Here is an 18,107-nt window from a genome sequence, read left to right as displayed (position 1 = left end):
AGAAAAATCATGTTTTTAAATATACGCCATTTTCGAGAAAACAAGCTATTTTTTTAAAACACGCCACATCAAAAACGATTCAAAAAAGGAGGAATTAAATCCTCTTGAAATTCTCTATCAAAACTTTACAATAACTCCAATAGGCATGGATGTTGAGCGGTTCTGTTCAACAGGAGTTTCATTACTTCGTCCGTTCGCTATGGCTCGGGTGTTCGTGCTACGCACGCAACGAATCCCTTAGCTGTTGTATGTAGTGCATTTAAAACGCTTTAGGTTTTCCGCCAATCATAATTGTAGCTTTATCGTGAAACTCATCTCCGATTTTAAATTCAATTCCTGCTTTTTTAAGAGCATCTGCCATTATTAATGAGGCTGGATCATTTGTTTTGAATATTATTATTCCTTCCCATATTACACCTAAGGGAAATTCTTTTTTATCAACTTTCCAACCTGAATCTAAAAACGCTTTTAAAAAATCTGAGGCATACATTGCTGATTCAGGATCGCCCATCGTTTGGATATTAAAAGAAGAGGGAGTTTTAGATAATTCACGCAATAAAATTTTATATGTGTTCAAATCAATATGGCGACTTGAAAATTTTATTCTTAGTTCTATGTTTTGCTTTTCTACTTCTTCTGCACGTAGATTTGATTTTGCAGCACTTTCATTTGCAAGCGCTGCACTTTCATTCGCTTTAGCTGCATTTTCTATAGCTTTAGCTGCTTCAGCTTTTGCTAAAGATGTGAGTTTCTCGTTTGCTATAGTTCTTTCATTACTATAATTTTCACGAATTGAACTGCTATAAATTGCTCCAATTGTTGCAATTAAAGCTATTGTAGTTCCGAAAACTAGTGCAATGTTGGAATAATTATAAATCGTATCAGCTGTTGTTGAAGATATGTTAAACATATTTTTTAAATTTTAAATTTCTGATGAAAATAATTTTACGGCTAGCTAGGTGCATTACCTACAATGTCATACTTTGAAAAAACATCCCAGTCTAGCAACAAATATAGTTTTTCATTTTTTTTATAGAGAGAAAAATCGTATTTTTAACATACGCCATTTTTGAGAAAGCAAGCTATTTTTTTTAAAAACACACCACATCAAAAACGATTCAAAAAAAGATGACATTAAATCCTCTTGAAATTCTCTATCAAAACTTTACGATAACTCCATAGGCATAAATGTTGAGCGGTTCTGTTCAACACCGGCTTCATTACTTCGTCCGGTCACTAAGGCTCGGGAGTTCATGCTACGCACGCAACGTATCCTTTAGCTGTTGGTGGTAGTTATTCTTTCAAATATTTGAATTTTGTTTTCCCTCGAATTTTGAATTCCTTTTCAGTATAAATTCGTCCTAATTTTCTGATTTCGATTAATGAATCATTTTTGTCATAATAATATTCAGTTAGAAACTCAATGTATTGGTTAGGATTTGTAATTTTTGAAAAGCTACTATCTCTTTTGCTAAATAGTTTATTGTTAGAATTATATTTATAATAAGTTTTCATTCGATTTGTTCCACTAAAAACCCAATCTTCTATTTCTATTCTGTTAAGTTTATCATATTTATATTCAGATACCTTTGAAATTTCATTGTCTTCGATTACTGTTTTCTTTATAACTTTACCATTTAAGTATTCATAATTTATAGTTTCTCGTAATCCAATTTCAGACTTTAAATTTCCAAACTTATCATATTTTAATTCCCAAATGATTACATCATTCTTAGTGTTATCTATTATTTTTATTAGTTTTCCATTTTTATCATATAAATATTTATGTTTTAGGATTTTTGAAATTAAACCTTTCCCTTCTCTTTTGTAGACTGATTTAGTTTCGGATAATTTGTTTTGTGAATTATAAAAATAGAATGATAAGTTGTTACTATTTATTAAATTATTTTTTGAATCATAAATATTTGTTACACTTGTTGCTCTTCTGATTATTGAATCTTTTTCGTTTAAATTATTTTCAGTTATAGTGATTTGGTAAGATTTATTTTTCTCTGAATATTCCAACAAGCTATTCTCTTCAAGATTTCCACATGAAATTAAATTACAGAGTAAAATCAATAAAAAAAAGTGTCTTTTCATTGCAGATTTTTATAATTACCACCAATCACTAAGATCCATGATGAAGCCACAAAGGCATTTGATGTTTTTTGTATCCTATTTATAAAATTAATTGTATTTCGAAAAAATTCCTGAATCGGTTGCTGTCCAAAAAGAACATTTTTGCCCACAGGCTTTTAAAGCACTATTTGCCCAAGTATTGCAGGTTTTAAAGATGCTGTAACTTCCGGTTGCTTCATAAAAAGCATCGGTTTTGCCATAGTTAGCATTTGTTTTAATTACTATAAAATCACCTGAAGCTTCTTTTTGAAAACTGTCAGTTATATATGTAATCAAACGACTATATTGTTCTTTACTGATTAAAATGGATTTACAATCTTTTCCTAGCTTCATTTTTTTATAGTAAGTAGCATGTATGGCAGACGAACTTAGTCCTGAAGCCGCTTTAAATGCAACTGAAGCCTTTAAGTCCGACCATTCAGGCGTTTCTAAATAAAAACCTTTATCGCCCCAACCCATTGCAATATATTGATATGTTGAATCAGCTGCTATAGTGTTTTTATAGGGAATTTTTTTACTCCAGTCTATCTGTTCACTTTTTGTAGGCATTACAATATCTGTATGAACACCGTTAGTGAGAATGTAAATTTCCATTTCACTTTTACTGTTATTTTCTTTTTCTATTGTGATTTTTGAAAGCAGATAAGCCGAAGATATGTAGATGATAATAAATCCTAAAAAATAAATAATCGTTTTTAAAAGTATTTTAAGTGCTTTTTTCAAGTGGAACGTATTAATTGATTTATTATTCCAAATTTAATTAAATAAAATTCATGTTAAAATTTATTTTGAAAAAAGAGTTAGTATAAGTGTTTGCAAAAAAAAAAAAAAGCGACTTTCTAAAAAATCGCTTTAATTAAAATAAGATAGGTTTTATGCTTTTTCGATGTGTATTTCTCTGGCTTCCAATCGGGTGAGATCCATATTTTCTGGAGTATGAAGTACCATTGGGAATTTCTCAATTTTTACAGAACTACTATCTAAACCAAAAGCACTTTCTTCAGATAAGCTTAGCTTTTTAATAAAGAAATAAGAATTCATAATAATGTTTTCGTGCCATTTTAATTCATTATCATTTGATAAGTATTTTTCAGAAAGCACAAATTTAAAGTCTCCAATGATGTTGTTTTTATTTAAGGACTCATATCGGCTTCTGATATCTACTTCGCCATTCTTCACCATGTCTTTGATAACTTCTTTAAACATGAGGTTAATTTTAGTAGGCTCTCTAAAACCAAGATTGAAATCCACACGGTATAAATCATCTTTACGGATTTCAGTTACTCTATATTCGGTTTTATAGGGTTCAGAAAGAATATTTACGTGCACAAACCAATAAATATCGGCTCTTTTTGGTCGTTTTTGTAAAATAGAATACATTACTTTTTCTTCTATTTCATCAACTCGTCCTGCGTTGGTCATATACACTAAGTGAGTTGCATATTTAGGGATACTCAAATCAACACTTAACTCGCTAAGTACTTTAATGTAATCTTGTACTTTTACAATTTTAGTATAGCTTTTGGTAATCTTTTTGGCAGAGAACCATATTGACATTACAGTAATTAAAAGTATTGCAATAATTAAGGTTACATAACCTCCATCGCTAAATTTTGTAACATTTGCGGCTAAGAAGCTAAATTCTATTATAAGATATATTGTGATTAATGGAACCATAAAATACAATTTTACTCTTTTCATAATTAAATAGAAATTAAGTAAAATAGTGGTCATTATCATACAAAGAATAATGGCTAAACCGTATGCGTGTTCCATGTTACTGGACTCTTTAAAATGCAATACAATTCCAACACAACCTAAGAATAAAAGCCAATTTATTGATGGAATATACAATTGTCCTTGTAATTCGGTTGGGTAGTTGATTTTTACTTTTGGCCAGAAATTTAATCGCATAGCCTCATTAATTAAGGTAAATGAACCACTAATTAAGGCTTGAGACGCAATTACAGCTGCAGTAGTTGCAATTACGATTCCGAAAGGTTGAAACCAATCAGCCATAATTAGGTAGAAAGGGTTTCCGTTTTTTCCACCTAAACTTAATAATGTTTCTCCCTCATGATGGATAAGATAGGCTCCTTGTCCAAAATAGTTTAAGACCAAAGTTGCTTTGACAAAAATCCAGCTAATGCGAATGTTTTTTCGACCACAGTGCCCCATGTCAGAATACAAAGCTTCGGCTCCTGTGGTACATAAGAATACAAATCCTAATACAAAAAAGCCATCAGGGTGAATGGTCAATAAGTGGTAGGCATAATAAGGATTGAAAGCTTTGAATACTTCTGGGTGTTCTATAATTTGGATAATACCTAAAATTCCAAGCATACTAAACCAAATAAGCATCATTGGAGCAAAGAATTTACCAACTAGTTTAGTACCAAATTGTTGAATGGTAAAAAGGACAAATAAGATTCCAATTACGATAGGGACGGTGTTAATATCTGGATAGTAGGTTCTAATTCCTTCAACAGCAGAAGATACGGATACTGGAGGTGTAATAATTCCATCCGCTAGCAAGGCACTTCCCCCTATAATTGCTGGGACAATTAGCCATTTGATTTTTGTTTTCTTTACTAAAGCATACAACGCAAAGATTCCACCTTCACCATGGTTGTCAGCATTTAAGGTTATGATAACGTATTTCAGTGTCGTTTGTAATGTTAATGTCCAAAATACAGCAGAAATACCACCTAATACAACATCTGCGTCAATGGTGTGTTCTCCTAAAATGGCTTTCATTACATACAAAGGAGAGGTCCCAATATCTCCATAAATAATTCCTAAAGTAATTAATAGACCTCCTAAAGATAATTTGCTGTGTAAGTTTTTATGAGATGCGTTCATTATATTTTTTTGTAAAGGCATCAAATTTACTCATTTTTAAATAAACCAAAAGTTAATATCCCTAAAAAACAGAAAAACACGACTAATTAGCCGTGTTTTTAATAATAGTTATTTATTTTGTTAAATTCTTCTGTTGTTGCTTCTTGAAGATCCATTATTATCGCCTTGATTTGATCCTCTATTTCTATTTGAATCGCCTCTTTCTGGTGCAGAATAGGATGGATTACTTGGTCTAGAGTAGGAGCCTTGGTTAGAATTTCTGTTGTTATTTTCTACTCTAGGAGCGCTGTTCTCTTGTCTAGGAGTGTAGGCTCTTTGATTTTGTCCATATTGATTTGAATTCGATCTTGAGTTTTCGGCTCTATTTTGATTGTACTCTCGATTCTCTGTTCTTGCTGCACCATTTTCTTGTCTTGGAGTGTAGGCTCTTTGATTTTGTCCCGCTTGGTTTGAATTCGATCTTGAGTTTTCAGCTCTATTTTGATTGTACTCTCTGTTTGTACCTCTTTGTGAGGCATTATCTCGAGAGCTATTTTCGGTAGTGTAACCTCTGGAAGGGTTATATTGTCTTGAATTTGACGAATTACCGTTAGATTCTCTCGTGTTTATTCTTGAATTAGAATAGTCTCTTGAAGGAGTGTTTCTATTTGACGAATAATCTCTTGTTTGTTCTCTTCTAGATCCCGAATTGTTATTGTATTGTCTGCCTTCAACATATCTGTTTGAATAATAATTTTTGTTATAATAACTTCTTCTTTGATCTAATTCATAACGATTAGTATAGTTGCTATATCTTCTGGTAAAGGCGTAATTTGGATAACGTCTTTCGTAAGCATTAGAACGTCTGGTGTTGTATAAAGAGATGGCTACATTACTTCTTCTATAGCTTACATAATTATAACGATTACTGAAGTTTACACATAAATTAATATTATTTCTATATCTGTAAATTGGGTATGGATTCCATGCGTAAAAGTAGGATGGGTAATAATTCCAATACCAGTTAGAGATGTATGGACGATAGTTAGAGATCCAGAATGACGCATAAATGTGAGGAGTTGAATAGTATATTGGTTCATAAATGTAGTTAGGACCATATAAATATTCGTTACCAATAAATTGTACTTGCACTCTATTATTGCTTCTTTCGATATCTATAGTCGCAACATCTTGATATACATCACGATCTAAAACAGATTGAATTATCACTACGTGTGTGTTATATTCCACCGTTTCAATTACGCGCAAATAATCGACTTCGTTATCGTTATTCAAATCTAAATTTGAAATTTGAAGTTCTGGGTCATTCAATCTTCTTTCAAAGTCTTCTAAATTTCTGGAGTCTCCAAATACAGAAGCAACTGCTCTTAAATCAAGATTGTCGCTTATTTCGTTACTCATCGCGTTTACTGTTGTTCTATTTTGAGCTTCAACAGAAGCTGAGAACAAAGTAGCTACCACACCTAATAGTATAATTGTATTTTTCATGATAATGGATATTTACATTCTTGATTGGGTATATTCAATTACTGTGCCAATTCATTATGAACCTATTTAGCCGATGTTCAATATGAGTATACAAAAGAGTAGATTCTATTATTTAAAATAAAAAAAACCGTTCTGTATTAATTTCAGAACGGTTTGTATAACGAGTATTTGCGTTTATTTTCTCCTCCCGCGATCACCGTATTGTTGAAGCAATTTTCGGTAAAAATCATCCTCTGATTTTTTTAGCTTAAGAATTTTAACTGCTGGCAAAATGGTTCGGATACTTTTAGTGAATTTTTTTCGCAATAAAAATAATTCTTCATCAGCGGCTTCCATTTGATTAAGCAAAATTATAGCTTCTTTTTCACTGATTTTATTTAAAGCATCTCCGTTCATTCGCCACTTTAAGGTTCTCATTTTTTCATGTCTTATCTCAAATTGCTTATCGTCATAAGCATTGTAAAGCGGCCAGAATTTCTCAGCTTCTTGTGGGCTAAGGTTTAATTCGGTAGTTAAAAAAGCAACTTTCATTGCTTTTACTTGCTCTTTTTTATCTTTTATATTGTCTTGAGCATAAAAACTACAAGTGAATAGCAATAATAAGGGTAAAAGTTTTCTAAAATTCATCATCTTTTCTGTTTGAGGGATTATTCTATTATATAGTGTTCGATATTATTGTTGCTAATCAAAATATCTTCAATGGTTTGATCTTTTAATTCGATATCTTGATCGATGTTTTTAATATCTTCTTCATCTAAAGCGTTTATTAAATCGTACTGGTTGATGTTAGATTGATAGCTTAGATAGTTTTCTAATGTAATTGTATCTAAATCATTTTTAGTACTCGCATTTTTTATCAATGCAGGAATTGCTAGAGCAAAAACGAAAACAGCTGCAACCATCATTATTATTGATTTTTTTCTTTGGAATAATGAGATTGTTTTTGGTTCTTCTTTAGGTAATTGAGCGAGTAATTGAGCTGAAAAATTTTCAAAATAATTTTCGTCTGGAGTTTTGAATCCAGATTCAATCTTAGGGTTGTTATGTAGTTTAAATTCTTTCATAATATCTATTAGACCAAATAAAATGGAAAAGGTTTAATTTGTGGTTAAAATGGCTTCTATTTTTTTTACGGCATGATGATAAGAAGCCTTTAAAGCTCCTACTGAAGTGTCTAGAATTTCAGAAATTTCTTCGTATTTTAATTCTTCAAAATATTTCATTTTAAATACTAGTTGTTGTTTTTCAGGAAGTGTAGCAATGGCTTTCTGTAACGCAATTTGAATGTCATTTCCATCAAAATAAACATCAGATTGAAGATTATTTATAGTGTTGTTTTGTAATGTTTCGGATGATATTCCACTTTTTTTTGCTTTTTGGTTTAAAAAAGTTAAGGCTTCATTGGTTGCAATTCGATACATCCAAGAGAATAATTTACTTTCACCTTTAAAATTTTTTAAATTTTGGAAAACTTTAATAAAAGTGTTTTGCAAAACATCATCGGTGTCATCATGACTTAAAACGATGTTACGAATATGATTGTATAAGGGCTTTTGGTAGGAATGCAACAATTTTTGAAAAGCATCATTTTGCGTTTTCGGATTTAATAATTGTTCTATGAATTCCTTTTCTTCCAGCAAAGTTTTTTGGAGTTTAGATTTAAAATGGACTAAAAGGTTTAATTTTTTTTGAAAAAAATTAAAATTCAGATTCTTCTTCTGGATTTGGAGTTTCTGGGGTTATATTATTGGTTGTAGCGGGATCAGTAATGGCTGGTTTTGGCGCTATAATTCTAGGGAAAATAGGAACATAAACTTCAGTTACCCATTTTGATGGATTTTTTATTTCTGTTTTACCAGAAATATAAATTTCTAAGAAAGAAAAAATAGGGTTTGGCGCTATTTTTTGTTGGTTTAAGTAATTAATCGTTTTGTTGTAAGCTGTTTTTAGATGAGAATAATCACCTGTAAGCGTTGTTTTGGCCGCTTCAAAAGCATCCAATTTTCCTGCTACTAAGTCACTTCCTGAGCTCAAAAAAATAGCATCACGAATTCCAACACCAATGGTGATTTTAGTAAGTCCTTTGGGAGTATCGTAAGTGTGATACAATATGAAAGGCTTGCCGTTAATTATAATGTTGTTTTTTTTGCAAAAAGCGATTAATTTAGGCAGAACAATTTTGAAATTTTTGTTCACTTTAGGAATTTCACAAGTAAAACTTTGACCCAGGTAATTCATGGCTGTTTTTTGAACAATTCCATTTTCTTTAGTAGAAAAAGTATTGATTTCATAAACCAAAGCTTTGTCTAAATTTGCTAAGCTTTTTTCGTAAGTTTCACCAATAACTTTTTCTATTCCGCCATGTAAAGCAGTATAAATTTTAAAGTAAAAGCTCATTTTTCCTTTAGTTCTCCAAGTTACTTTAGTGCCTCCTATTGTATCTTTGAAATACCAACTCACCTGAGAATTTGTTCCTTCAAATTCCATAGTTTGACTAATACTGTCATTTTCTTTTACGGCGATGGTTTGCATTTTACCACTTCCATCTTGGCTTTCCCATGAAAAAGAAGCGCCTTTTCCAATGGTATTTTGAGGGTAATCTAATTTGGTTTCAGGATCTTGAGTAGTCCACGAACAAAAGTCACTCCAGTTTCTATAATCATTTACATAATTATAAACAGAAGTTTTAGGAGAATTAATAATCTTACTTCTTTCTACAAGAAAATCGCCTTTTTGTGTAGCAATAAAAATGGATAGGGCAACTAAGCTAAGTAATAAAAGAAGAAAGATATATTTTATAATTCTCATAATAAATTGATTATTTCTGTTGTAAAGTTAGAAATTTTATCAATATGCAATGCTATTGGTAAGAAAATTATAAAATACGATGATTTATCGATTTACAAAGGGGTATTGAATAGAATTCCTTGAAAAACTAGATAATAGTTTTTTGAGGTAACTTGTTGTTTATTAGTGTTTTGGTTTTAATAAAAAGAAGCTAATTAGGGAATTCAATAGTGTTAGTGTTTTAGAACAACTTTGATTACAAATAGTAAACCTATGAAAATTAAAAAACCAATTAGTATTTTGTAATTTCCTTTATAAAAAATTCGGTGGGTAGCAATGTCTTTTCGATAAGAAAAAATCATAATAACGATAAAAGTAATTAGAAAACAAATGGCAAAAATTAATTGTCCTTGACTAAACATAGTAAAAATATTTATTGCAAAAATAGTCAAATGTTTAGGATTAGTTGCTAATTTGCATTTCATTTAACTTATAATAATTATGCAAGATCAAATTAATTCTGTTAAAGAATTTCATACAGCATTCGGGATTGGATACAGTGAAACACCAATCGCTGATTTAGGAGAAACAAAAAAGACACTTCGCTATCATTTAATGAAGGAAGAGAACGAAGAATATCTGGAAGCAGTAAAAAATAATGATTTAGTGGAAATTGCAGATGCTTTAGGAGATATGATGTATATCTTGTGTGGAACTATTATTGAGCACGGACTTCAGGATAAAATTGAGGCTGTTTTTGATGAAATTCAAAGGAGTAATATGAGTAAATTGGGTGAAGATGGAAAACCAATTTATCGTGAAGATGGGAAAGTGATGAAAGGGCCTAATTATTTTAAGCCTGATTTTACAAAGATTTTTGAAAATAGTTAAGATTAAAAAATAAAATGGCGGTTATCGAAATTGGATAACCGCCATTTTATTGATACAAAATTACATTTAAATTTTTACTGTCCATCCAAAAGGATCTTCAGCTAATTTATGTTGAATGTTTGTTAATTTTTCTTTTAGTTGTAAAGCAACTGAATTTTCGATTTGAGGTAATTCGTAGTACTCATCTTTATATGAAAATCCTTTAATAGGACTAACTACAGCTGCAGTTCCAGCGCCAAAGATTTCTTTCAAGCTTCCGTTTTTAATACCTTCAATCAATTCAGAAACAAGAACTGGTCTTTCTTCAATAGCGATTCCTTCTTTTTTAGCCATAGCAATGATACTTTTTCTAGTTACTCCATCTAAGATTCTTTCGCTTGTAGGAGCTGTAACTAAGGTATCATTAATTTTGAAGAATACATTCATGGTTCCAGCTTCTTCTAATTTAGTATGAGTAGCATCATCCGTCCAAATGATTTGTTGGAAACCGTCTTTATTAGCTAAACTAGTTGGGTAAAATTGTCCTGCGTAGTTTCCAGCAGTTTTAGCAGCTCCAATACCGCCATTAGCAGCTCTACTGTAATGTTCTGCAATAATAACTTTTACTTCTCCAGAGTAATATGCTTTAGCTGGAGATAAGATAATCATAAATTTATATTCGTTTGATGGATTTGCAACTACACCAAATCCAGTAGCAATCATAAATGGTCTAATGTAAAGGGAGTTTCCTAAACCTTTTTTTATCCAAGCTTCGTCTAATTTTAATAACTCATTAAGTCCTTCCATGAATATTGATTCAGGAATTTCAGGCATTGCCATTCTTACAGCCGAACTATTAAAACGCTTTACATTTTCATCAGGTCTAAACAACCAGATGTCGTTATTATCATCTTTGTACGCTTTCATTCCTTCAAAGATAGCTTGACCATAATGAAAAACTCTTGAAGAAGGATCCATTAAAAATGGAGCATATGGTTTTATTGTTGGATTTTGCCATTCGCCATCTTTGTAGTCACATTCAAATAGATGATCAGTAAAAACAGAACCAAAACTTAAATTGTCAAAATCTACTTCGTTGATTTTTGTATTTGAGGCTTTTATAATTTCAATTTTCTTGGTTTGAGTTGTACTCATAATTATATGTTTTTGTTTTTTGAATGCATTGTTGAATTTTAAGTTATTTTTCATTTATAATGAAAGTCAACTTTATTTCCTGCAAAAATAAATAAAAAAGGGCAAAAAGTTTGCTAAAACTTTACTATTTGTTAGTGTATAATTGGATTTTCGTATTTGTTTAAAATAAAACCTAAAATTAGAATCATTTCTATGAAAAATGCAATAATTCATTTCCTTTAGAGCCAAGGTTGCTAATTTTTTTAAGTAATTTTGGCTGTGGATATACATTTAAATTAAAAAAATTGAAAAGAGAAATTATTCAAACCAGTGATGGGTCTACTACAATTCATTTGGAAGAGTGGAATGAAAGTTATCATTCTAAACATGGAGCCATCCAAGAAGCGAAACATGTTTTTATAAAAAATGGACTTTCATTGTTTGAAGGGAGAGCGATTTCAATTTTAGAAATTGGATTTGGTACAGGTTTAAATGCTTTCATCAGTTTTTTAGAAGCTTCTGGATTGCATCAAACTATTGATTATATTGGGGTAGAGGCTTATCCCGTAGTGTCAGAAGAGTTGGTTTCTATGAATTATGTTCAGGAATTAAATGCGGAAAATGAATTGGTTATTTTTAAAAAAATGCATGAATCGGCTTGGAATGAAAAAATAGTATTGAGTGATTTTTTTACTTTAACTAAGCGACAACAGTTTTTTCAAGATATTGACGATATTGAACAATTTGATTTAATTTACTTTGATGCATTTGGCTATCGAGTGCAGCCTGAATTATGGAGTACTGAAATTTTTCAAAAAATGTATAACGCTTTGAAAACGAATGGCATTTTAGTGACCTATGCAGCCAGAGGAGTGGTTAAAAGGAGTATGCAAGAAGTTGGTTTTAGAGTTGAAAAATTAGCAGGTCCACCTGGTAAAAGAGAAATGTTTAGGGCAATAAAATGATTTTTCGTTAAAAACTTAACAATTTTTATTTTGAAATAATAAAAATCATTGTAACTCGTTATTGTTTGATAAAGCTATTTCTAAAATTCTTACTTTTACATAGCTTAAAAATGAATGTTTAACCTAAAATCGTTAATCTATTATGTCAAAAGTTATGTTTGATTATACCAAATCGATATTAGAAAGAGTAAGTTTTGATTTAGTACTTTTTAGCAAGGAATTAGAGAAAGCCATAAAAACTTTACTTCCACATGAGTTAGAACAGTTAAAAGAATGGTTAGTATCTTTTATAGTAGAAAAACCAGAATTAAAACCTTCATTAGGAATTATAAATAATTAAAAAGGAATCATTTGATTCCTTTTTTTTTGTTTATTTTGGACAATTTCACAATGGATTGCAATTCTCTTATTTTGTAAGTAAAATATTTTTAAAAAACAATTAAAAAGTATTTGGTCGATTTTATGTGTTTTTTAACTACTGCGATAAGTGAGAATCAATTTTGAATTTTGTACTTTAGACATATCAATTTTAATACCTAAATGTTATGCCTAGAATGATATATGATTATACAAAGTCTATCCTCGAAAGAGTAAGCTTTGCTCCAGATTTATTTGTGAAAGAGCTTAAAAAAGCAGTTAGAAATTTATTGCCACATGAGATGGAACATCTTAGAAACTGGCTTAATTACTATACAAAAGAAAGACCAGAGTTAAAACAATGTCTTATTGAGTTAGACAAAAACAAGTAAGAGGTAGAGTCAAGAGTTTCTTGACTCTATTTTTTTTGTAGAGGGCTAATAATCTGAACATTTTGAAAAACAATAGCTCCTTTTACAACTCCAGCTATTGTAGATCGTAAAGCTTCAATAATTTGGATTTTTAATTCGCTTTTTGGATAAATCAAACTTACTTCTCGTGCGGGTTTAGGTTCTACAAAATGGCGTAATTTTAATTTATCAGACTCTTTCAAATCTAAGGTGTGTAAGTAAGGCAATAGAGTAGTCCCTAGTCCTTCATCGGCAAGTTTAATTAAGGTTTCAAAACTTCCGCTTTCTATTTGAAAATTATTAGTGGCCGTTCGAGTATTATTTTTACAAAGGTTGATAATTCCATCTCTAAAACAATGACCGTCTTGTAATAATAGAATTTCATCAATATTTAAATCATTTATTTCGATTTCTTTTTTCTGAAAATGGTGATGACTCTCCGGTATGTAAGCTACAAAAGGTTCAAAGTATAAGACTATTTCTTTGATTTTTTCCTCCATCAATGGTGTCGCAGCAATAGCAGCATCTAAATGTCCATTGTTAAGTTTAGTAATAATTTCTTCTGTATTTAGTTCTTCAATTATTAATTTGACTTTTGGATGTTTTTTAATGAAATTATTCAAAAACATAGGTAATAAAGTAGGCATGATAGTAGGTATAATTCCCAGTCTAAATTCTCCTCCAATATATCCTTTTTGTTGTTCAACTATATCTTGGATTCGGTCGGCTTCGTTAACTATATTTTTAGCTTGCGAAACAATTTTTTGTCCAATATCGGTTAGTTGAATAGGTTTTTTTGTTCTATCAAATATTTGAATATTAAGTTCTTCTTCAATTTTTTGAATTTGCATACTTAGCGTTGGTTGCGTAACAAAACACTTTTCGGCGGCTAGTGTAAAATTTTTATGTTCGGCAACAGCAAGTACGTATTTAAGTTGGGTAATAGTCATAAATAGAAGATTTTGCTGCAAATATAAACACTATCGATTGAATTGTATAACTTCCTATAAAATTATGCATCAATAGAAGCACAATGAAGGCTGTGTTTAGAAGATAAATAGGAAGTGAAAATTTAAAATTGTTTAGTCTGGAAAAATTATTTTTTTCTTTTTATCAAAAAAAAGCGCTTTTTTCATTTTTGTGTTTTTTTTAGCTTTATTTTAGCTTTATGAAAATAATAGCCCGTCTTTTTTTATTTTTATTTATAGCTTTTTTATTAACGCCTTTAATTGTGTCGTTTGTAGAAAAGGGAGCTTCTACATCTATTATTTTAAAGATGTCAGAAGAGGAACAGGTAAAAAAAGAAGTAAAAGACAAAGCATTTTATACAACTATTCAACCGCTATTTGAGCAAAAAACTATTATTAGTAGAACTATATCATTTTTTAAGAAAGTACTAAAACACAACATAGTTTCAAAAAAGATTTTTGTACCTCCACCTAATTGGGCTTAATACAAATAAATGTTTTTAAAGAAATTTTGAAAACAGTATTACTTGGTTTTCAATATTCTAACGTATTTAATTTCTTCGTATTATGACAAAAAAAAATAATCTTTTAGCCAACTTAAAATCGGATTTCGCATCTGGTTTGGTGGTTTTTTTAGTGGCATTGCCTTTGTGTTTAGGTATCGCAATGGCTTCAGGAGCTCCTTTGTTTTCTGGAATTATAGCAGGTGTTGTAGGGGGGATAGTAGTAGGTTATTTGAGTCAATCTCATATAAGTGTTTCTGGTCCAGCTGCAGGTTTAACAGCTATTGTTTTAACAGCAATTACTGATTTAGGTTCTTTTGATGTGTTTTTATTAGCAGTGTTTTTAGCAGGAGTAATTCAATTACTTTTAGGTTTTATAAAGGCAGGAAGTATTTCTAATTATTTTCCCACTAATGTAATTGAAGGAATGCTTGCAGGAATAGGAGTAATCATTATTTTAAAGCAACTACCTCATGCCTTTGGTTATGATTCAGATTTTGAAGGTGATGAAGCCTTTATTCAAATTGATGGTGATAATACTTTTTTTGCCTTGTTTAAGGTATTGAATCATTTTCAGTTGGGAGCTATTATCGTAACTGTAGTTTCTCTGGCCATACTGATTTCTTGGGAAAAGGTTTCTTTTTTTAAGAAAATAAAATTAGTTCCAGGGGCCTTAGTAGCGGTAATTTTAGGAGTAATTATCAATGAAATTTTTATTAATAGTGGTAGTGCTCTTGCAATTGGTAAAAACCATTTAGTATCATTACCTGTTCCAACATCATTTGAAGATTTTAAAGCAATAATTGTCACTCCAAATTTTGCAGGATTAACTAACCCAAAAGTTTGGACAGTAGGTTTAACTATTGCTATTGTAGCTTCTATTGAAACTTTGTTGTGTATTGAAGCTTCGGATAGATTAGATCCTCAAAAAAGATATACGAATACTAACGTAGAATTAAAAGCGCAAGGAATTGGGAATATAGTAAGTTCTCTTATTGGAGGTTTACCTATGACCTCTGTAGTAGTTCGTTCCTCAGCGAATAGCAATGCAGGTGCAAAGACAAAAATGTCGACAATTATTCATGGATTCATGTTATTATTAAGTGTCCTGCTTATTCCGGCATTATTGAACAAGATTCCGTTGGCAACCTTAGCAACTGTATTAATAATGGTTGGCTATAAATTAGCTAAGCCATCTAAGATTAAATACTTTTTTGAAAAAGGGAAATATCAATTTTTGCCTTTTATTGCTACGATGGTCGCTGTAGTAGCTACAGATTTATTAAAAGGAGTAATGCTTGGAATTATTATTAGTATTATTTTTGTTTTAAGAGGGAATTTAAAAAAAGCATATACTTTTAAAAAGGAGGAATATGTTGATGGCGATATCATACATATTGATTTAGCCCAAGAAGTTTCTTTTTTAAATAAGGCAGCAATCAAAAACACTTTAAAAGAAATTCCTGAAAATTCTAAAGTAATTATTTCGGCACATGACACGGTGTATATCGCTCATGATATTTTAGATTTAATTAAAGAATTTAAAACTATTAGAGCTGTTGACGAAAATATTAAAGTAAAATTAAAAGGATTTAAGGAAGCGTATCATTTAGAAAATTCAGATGAAGTGCCTAATCATGTGTCGATTGAACATTATTATGATGTAGCCAAACGAAAAGTAATAAAAAAAGAAATTTTTGAATAATTGTTTAAATTATAAAGCTAAAGGATATGGTTGATTTTTATAAAAAGATATTAGATAATAATAAAGAATGGGTTGAAAAAGCATTAGAAAAAGACCCAAATTATTTTGCTGATTTAGCCAAAGGGCAAACACCTCCATTGTTATGGATAGGATGTTCAGATAGTCGTGTTCCTGCTAATGAAATTATTGGAGCTAAACCAGGAGAAGTATTTGTTCACAGAAACATTGCGAACATGGTTGTACATTCTGATATGAATATGTTAAGTGTTCTGGATTATGCGGTCAATGTTTTAAAAGTAAAACACGTAATTGTTTGCGGTCATTACGGTTGTGGAGGGGTTAAAGCAGCAATGGGAAATCAATCTATAGGAATTATCGACAACTGGATTAGACATATTAAGGATGTTTATCGATTGCATAATGAGTATCTTGATTCCATTCAAGATGAAACGGAACGATTCAATACTTTTGTTGAAATCAATGTAAAAGAACAAGTTTTCGATTTGGCTAAAACATCTATTGTGCAAGCAGCTTGGAAGAACAAGCAAGATTTAACTTTGCACGGTTGGGTTTATGGATTGAATTCTGGATTTGTGACTGATTTAGAGGTAAATATGAGCTCTAATAAAGAGTTAGATGAAGTATATCAACTGAATTTGTAATAAAAAAACGCCATCAAGGCGTTTTTTTATTCATTATCTAAATTTTCATTGAAAGCTGATGGAAGTAAAGTTGGGATAAATTTAATCAAGATAGGAAGTAGTAAACTTCCACCAGGAAGTAAAAAAATAGTTAGCGATGGTATCGTTTTACAAATATCTAATAGCTGTTTTTTTACTTTCTTTTTTTCTTTCTCACTTAAGTCTCTGCGTGTAGAATAAGCCAATAAAAGCATTAATTCTTTACTTTCTATAATTTCTTTGAGCAATCTATTTTTGTTCCTACTGATAAGAGTGATTACACTTTGTGTAGTTTGGTCGTAAAAATGTTTTACGGGATTAGAATACTTAAAATAGGGGATTTGGTCTTTGTACTTCGTAATAAAAGTATCTGTGTTTTTAATACTTTCGGTGACAAAATCAGATGGTATTTTTAGGTTTTCGGCTAGTTTGTGTAAAAAATAAATTTCTTCGTTCTCAATTTGTCCATCACTCCAAATTGCCATTCCTGCCATATCCATCAAATAGTACTTTTCTAAATCAGATTCAAAATAATCAAGATTAAGATCTTCTAGATTTTGAACACTAATATTGGAGAATTTACTGTAGCGAACTGAAGCTTCAAATAGTTTAATTAATAAATCATCATAATTTGACTTATTGGTTTTTATCTTCAAAGCCAACGTGACAACGCTAACTACGGCTTCTTCAATTTTTTTTAGGTATTTCTCAGGAATTTTACCATTTCGTAAATATTGTCCAAAAGCCAAAATATCAATAAAAAGTAAGGCATTAGTAACAATGTGTGAAAAGTTCTTATTGATGATGTCTACATTTGTTTGAACACGAGTATCAATTATCTTTTCTAGATTTAGTGAAGGTGAACCATTTGGTAACACCTTTTTAAATAAGTTAAATCCTTGAGGATGTAAATCGTCATAAAAATCTAAAGCTTTTTTTATGAAATTATTGGGGTCTTCGTCCTGAGTCATCAAGCCGTAAACACCATATAAGGTATTTAATAAGGCTACTTTAGGTATTTCATTTTGCACCCAACCTTTAGTATCAACAAGCATTGGTGTTTCAAAAGAAATAATATGACCATAGATAAATCCTGTAGCTCTTGTTTTTTTGTAAAAAGAACCAGTGTCCAAGAAAAGATGTTCTTTCTTGAATTCTTGTTTGATGAAAAATTTATCAATCCAACCAGATGCAGAAGGGTTAATCATAGTCTTTTTTTGAAGCTACAAAGCTATGTTT

The 18,107-nt window shown here is 30.5% G+C and carries 20 protein-coding genes; 7 read left to right on the top strand and 13 right to left on the bottom strand.

Annotation, left to right across the window (positions count from 1 at the left end; all coding sequences use genetic code 11):
- Nucleotides 1-259: 259 nt before the first annotated feature.
- The 10 genes from ACFPTQ_RS15480 to ACFPTQ_RS15435 form a co-directional block, all read right to left on the bottom strand.
- Nucleotides 260-910 carry a hypothetical protein gene (locus ACFPTQ_RS15480; RefSeq protein WP_379778721.1) on the bottom strand — a complete coding sequence of 217 codons (651 nt, stop codon included), beginning with the start codon at nt 908-910 and terminating at the stop codon, nt 260-262.
- Between the two features lie 383 nt (nt 911-1,293).
- A complete protein-coding gene (locus ACFPTQ_RS15475) occupies nt 1,294-2,100 on the bottom strand; it encodes an RHS repeat domain-containing protein (RefSeq protein ID WP_379778719.1) in 807 nt (268 codons plus the stop codon).
- An 87-nt stretch (nt 2,101-2,187) separates the two neighbouring features.
- Nucleotides 2,188-2,862: a TIGR02117 family protein gene (locus ACFPTQ_RS15470; protein ID WP_379778717.1), complete on the bottom strand. Its 675-nt coding sequence runs from the start codon at nt 2,860-2,862 to the stop codon at nt 2,188-2,190.
- A gap of 150 nt (nt 2,863-3,012) precedes the next feature.
- Nucleotides 3,013-5,001: a KUP/HAK/KT family potassium transporter gene (locus ACFPTQ_RS15465; protein ID WP_379778715.1), complete on the bottom strand. Its 1,989-nt coding sequence runs from the start codon at nt 4,999-5,001 to the stop codon at nt 3,013-3,015.
- A gap of 120 nt (nt 5,002-5,121) precedes the next feature.
- On the bottom strand, nt 5,122-6,489 hold the full coding sequence (locus tag ACFPTQ_RS15460) for a hypothetical protein (RefSeq protein WP_379778713.1): 1,368 nt from the start codon (nt 6,487-6,489) through the stop codon (nt 5,122-5,124).
- A gap of 174 nt (nt 6,490-6,663) precedes the next feature.
- Nucleotides 6,664-7,116 carry a sensor of ECF-type sigma factor gene (locus tag ACFPTQ_RS15455; RefSeq protein WP_379778711.1) on the bottom strand — a complete coding sequence of 151 codons (453 nt, stop codon included), beginning with the start codon at nt 7,114-7,116 and terminating at the stop codon, nt 6,664-6,666.
- A gap of 20 nt (nt 7,117-7,136) precedes the next feature.
- Nucleotides 7,137-7,553 carry a hypothetical protein gene (locus tag ACFPTQ_RS15450; RefSeq protein ID WP_379778709.1) on the bottom strand — a complete coding sequence of 139 codons (417 nt, stop codon included), beginning with the start codon at nt 7,551-7,553 and terminating at the stop codon, nt 7,137-7,139.
- Nucleotides 7,554-7,586: 33 nt separating this feature from the next.
- Nucleotides 7,587-8,129, bottom strand: a complete 543-nt coding sequence (locus ACFPTQ_RS15445; protein WP_379778707.1) for an RNA polymerase sigma factor — start codon at nt 8,127-8,129, stop codon at nt 7,587-7,589.
- A gap of 58 nt (nt 8,130-8,187) precedes the next feature.
- Nucleotides 8,188-9,297 carry an SRPBCC family protein gene (locus ACFPTQ_RS15440; RefSeq protein ID WP_379778705.1) on the bottom strand — a complete coding sequence of 370 codons (1,110 nt, stop codon included), beginning with the start codon at nt 9,295-9,297 and terminating at the stop codon, nt 8,188-8,190.
- A 212-nt stretch (nt 9,298-9,509) separates the two neighbouring features.
- Nucleotides 9,510-9,698 carry a hypothetical protein gene (locus ACFPTQ_RS15435; protein ID WP_379778847.1) on the bottom strand — a complete coding sequence of 63 codons (189 nt, stop codon included), beginning with the start codon at nt 9,696-9,698 and terminating at the stop codon, nt 9,510-9,512.
- A 79-nt stretch (nt 9,699-9,777) separates the two neighbouring features.
- Here ACFPTQ_RS15435 and ACFPTQ_RS15430 point away from each other — a divergent pair, with 79 nt between their 5' ends.
- Nucleotides 9,778-10,167: a hypothetical protein gene (locus ACFPTQ_RS15430; RefSeq protein WP_379778703.1), complete on the top strand. Its 390-nt coding sequence runs from the start codon at nt 9,778-9,780 to the stop codon at nt 10,165-10,167.
- A 66-nt stretch (nt 10,168-10,233) separates the two neighbouring features.
- Here ACFPTQ_RS15430 and ACFPTQ_RS15425 read toward each other — a convergent pair whose 3' ends face one another.
- The gene (locus ACFPTQ_RS15425; RefSeq protein WP_379778701.1) at nt 10,234-11,301 is read right to left on the bottom strand and encodes a branched-chain amino acid aminotransferase; all 1,068 of its coding nucleotides are present in this window, start codon (nt 11,299-11,301) and stop codon (nt 10,234-10,236) included.
- A 284-nt stretch (nt 11,302-11,585) separates the two neighbouring features.
- Here ACFPTQ_RS15425 and mnmD point away from each other — a divergent pair, with 284 nt between their 5' ends.
- The 3 genes from mnmD to ACFPTQ_RS15410 all read left to right on the top strand — a co-directional run bounded on the left by mnmD (nt 11,586) and on the right by ACFPTQ_RS15410 (nt 12,994).
- On the top strand, nt 11,586-12,245 hold the full coding sequence (mnmD, locus tag ACFPTQ_RS15420) for a tRNA (5-methylaminomethyl-2-thiouridine)(34)-methyltransferase MnmD (RefSeq protein ID WP_379778699.1): 660 nt from the start codon (nt 11,586-11,588) through the stop codon (nt 12,243-12,245).
- A gap of 142 nt (nt 12,246-12,387) precedes the next feature.
- Nucleotides 12,388-12,585, top strand: coding sequence for a hypothetical protein (locus tag ACFPTQ_RS15415; protein ID WP_379778697.1), 198 nt, complete (start codon nt 12,388-12,390; stop codon nt 12,583-12,585).
- 205 nt (nt 12,586-12,790) lie between these two features.
- A complete protein-coding gene (locus ACFPTQ_RS15410) occupies nt 12,791-12,994 on the top strand; it encodes a hypothetical protein (protein WP_278035224.1) in 204 nt (67 codons plus the stop codon).
- Between the two features lie 26 nt (nt 12,995-13,020).
- Here ACFPTQ_RS15410 and ACFPTQ_RS15405 read toward each other — a convergent pair whose 3' ends face one another.
- Complete coding sequence (locus ACFPTQ_RS15405; protein WP_278035225.1) at nt 13,021-13,962, bottom strand: LysR substrate-binding domain-containing protein; 942 nt, start codon at nt 13,960-13,962, stop codon at nt 13,021-13,023.
- A 218-nt stretch (nt 13,963-14,180) separates the two neighbouring features.
- Between ACFPTQ_RS15405 and ACFPTQ_RS15400 the strand changes: the two genes are divergently transcribed.
- The 3 genes from ACFPTQ_RS15400 to can all read left to right on the top strand — a co-directional run bounded on the left by ACFPTQ_RS15400 (nt 14,181) and on the right by can (nt 16,850).
- Nucleotides 14,181-14,465, top strand: a complete 285-nt coding sequence (locus ACFPTQ_RS15400; protein WP_379778694.1) for a hypothetical protein — start codon at nt 14,181-14,183, stop codon at nt 14,463-14,465.
- An 82-nt stretch (nt 14,466-14,547) separates the two neighbouring features.
- Nucleotides 14,548-16,188, top strand: coding sequence for a SulP family inorganic anion transporter (locus ACFPTQ_RS15395; RefSeq protein WP_379778692.1), 1,641 nt, complete (start codon nt 14,548-14,550; stop codon nt 16,186-16,188).
- 26 nt (nt 16,189-16,214) lie between these two features.
- Nucleotides 16,215-16,850, top strand: a complete 636-nt coding sequence (can, locus tag ACFPTQ_RS15390) for a carbonate dehydratase (RefSeq protein ID WP_379778690.1) — start codon at nt 16,215-16,217, stop codon at nt 16,848-16,850.
- Nucleotides 16,851-16,876: 26 nt separating this feature from the next.
- Here the strand turns inward: can and ACFPTQ_RS15385 are convergent, their stop codons facing one another.
- Nucleotides 16,877-18,076, bottom strand: coding sequence for an LETM1-related biofilm-associated protein (locus ACFPTQ_RS15385; RefSeq protein WP_379778688.1), 1,200 nt, complete (start codon nt 18,074-18,076; stop codon nt 16,877-16,879).
- Nucleotides 18,077-18,107: the final 31 nt, after the last annotated feature.

This window comes from Flavobacterium sp. GCM10022190 (assembly GCF_042656445.1).
Lineage (GTDB): Bacteria > Bacteroidota > Bacteroidia > Flavobacteriales > Flavobacteriaceae > Flavobacterium > Flavobacterium nitratireducens.
Note: the sequence above shows the minus strand (reverse complement) of the source record. Positions and strands in the feature narration are given on the sequence as shown.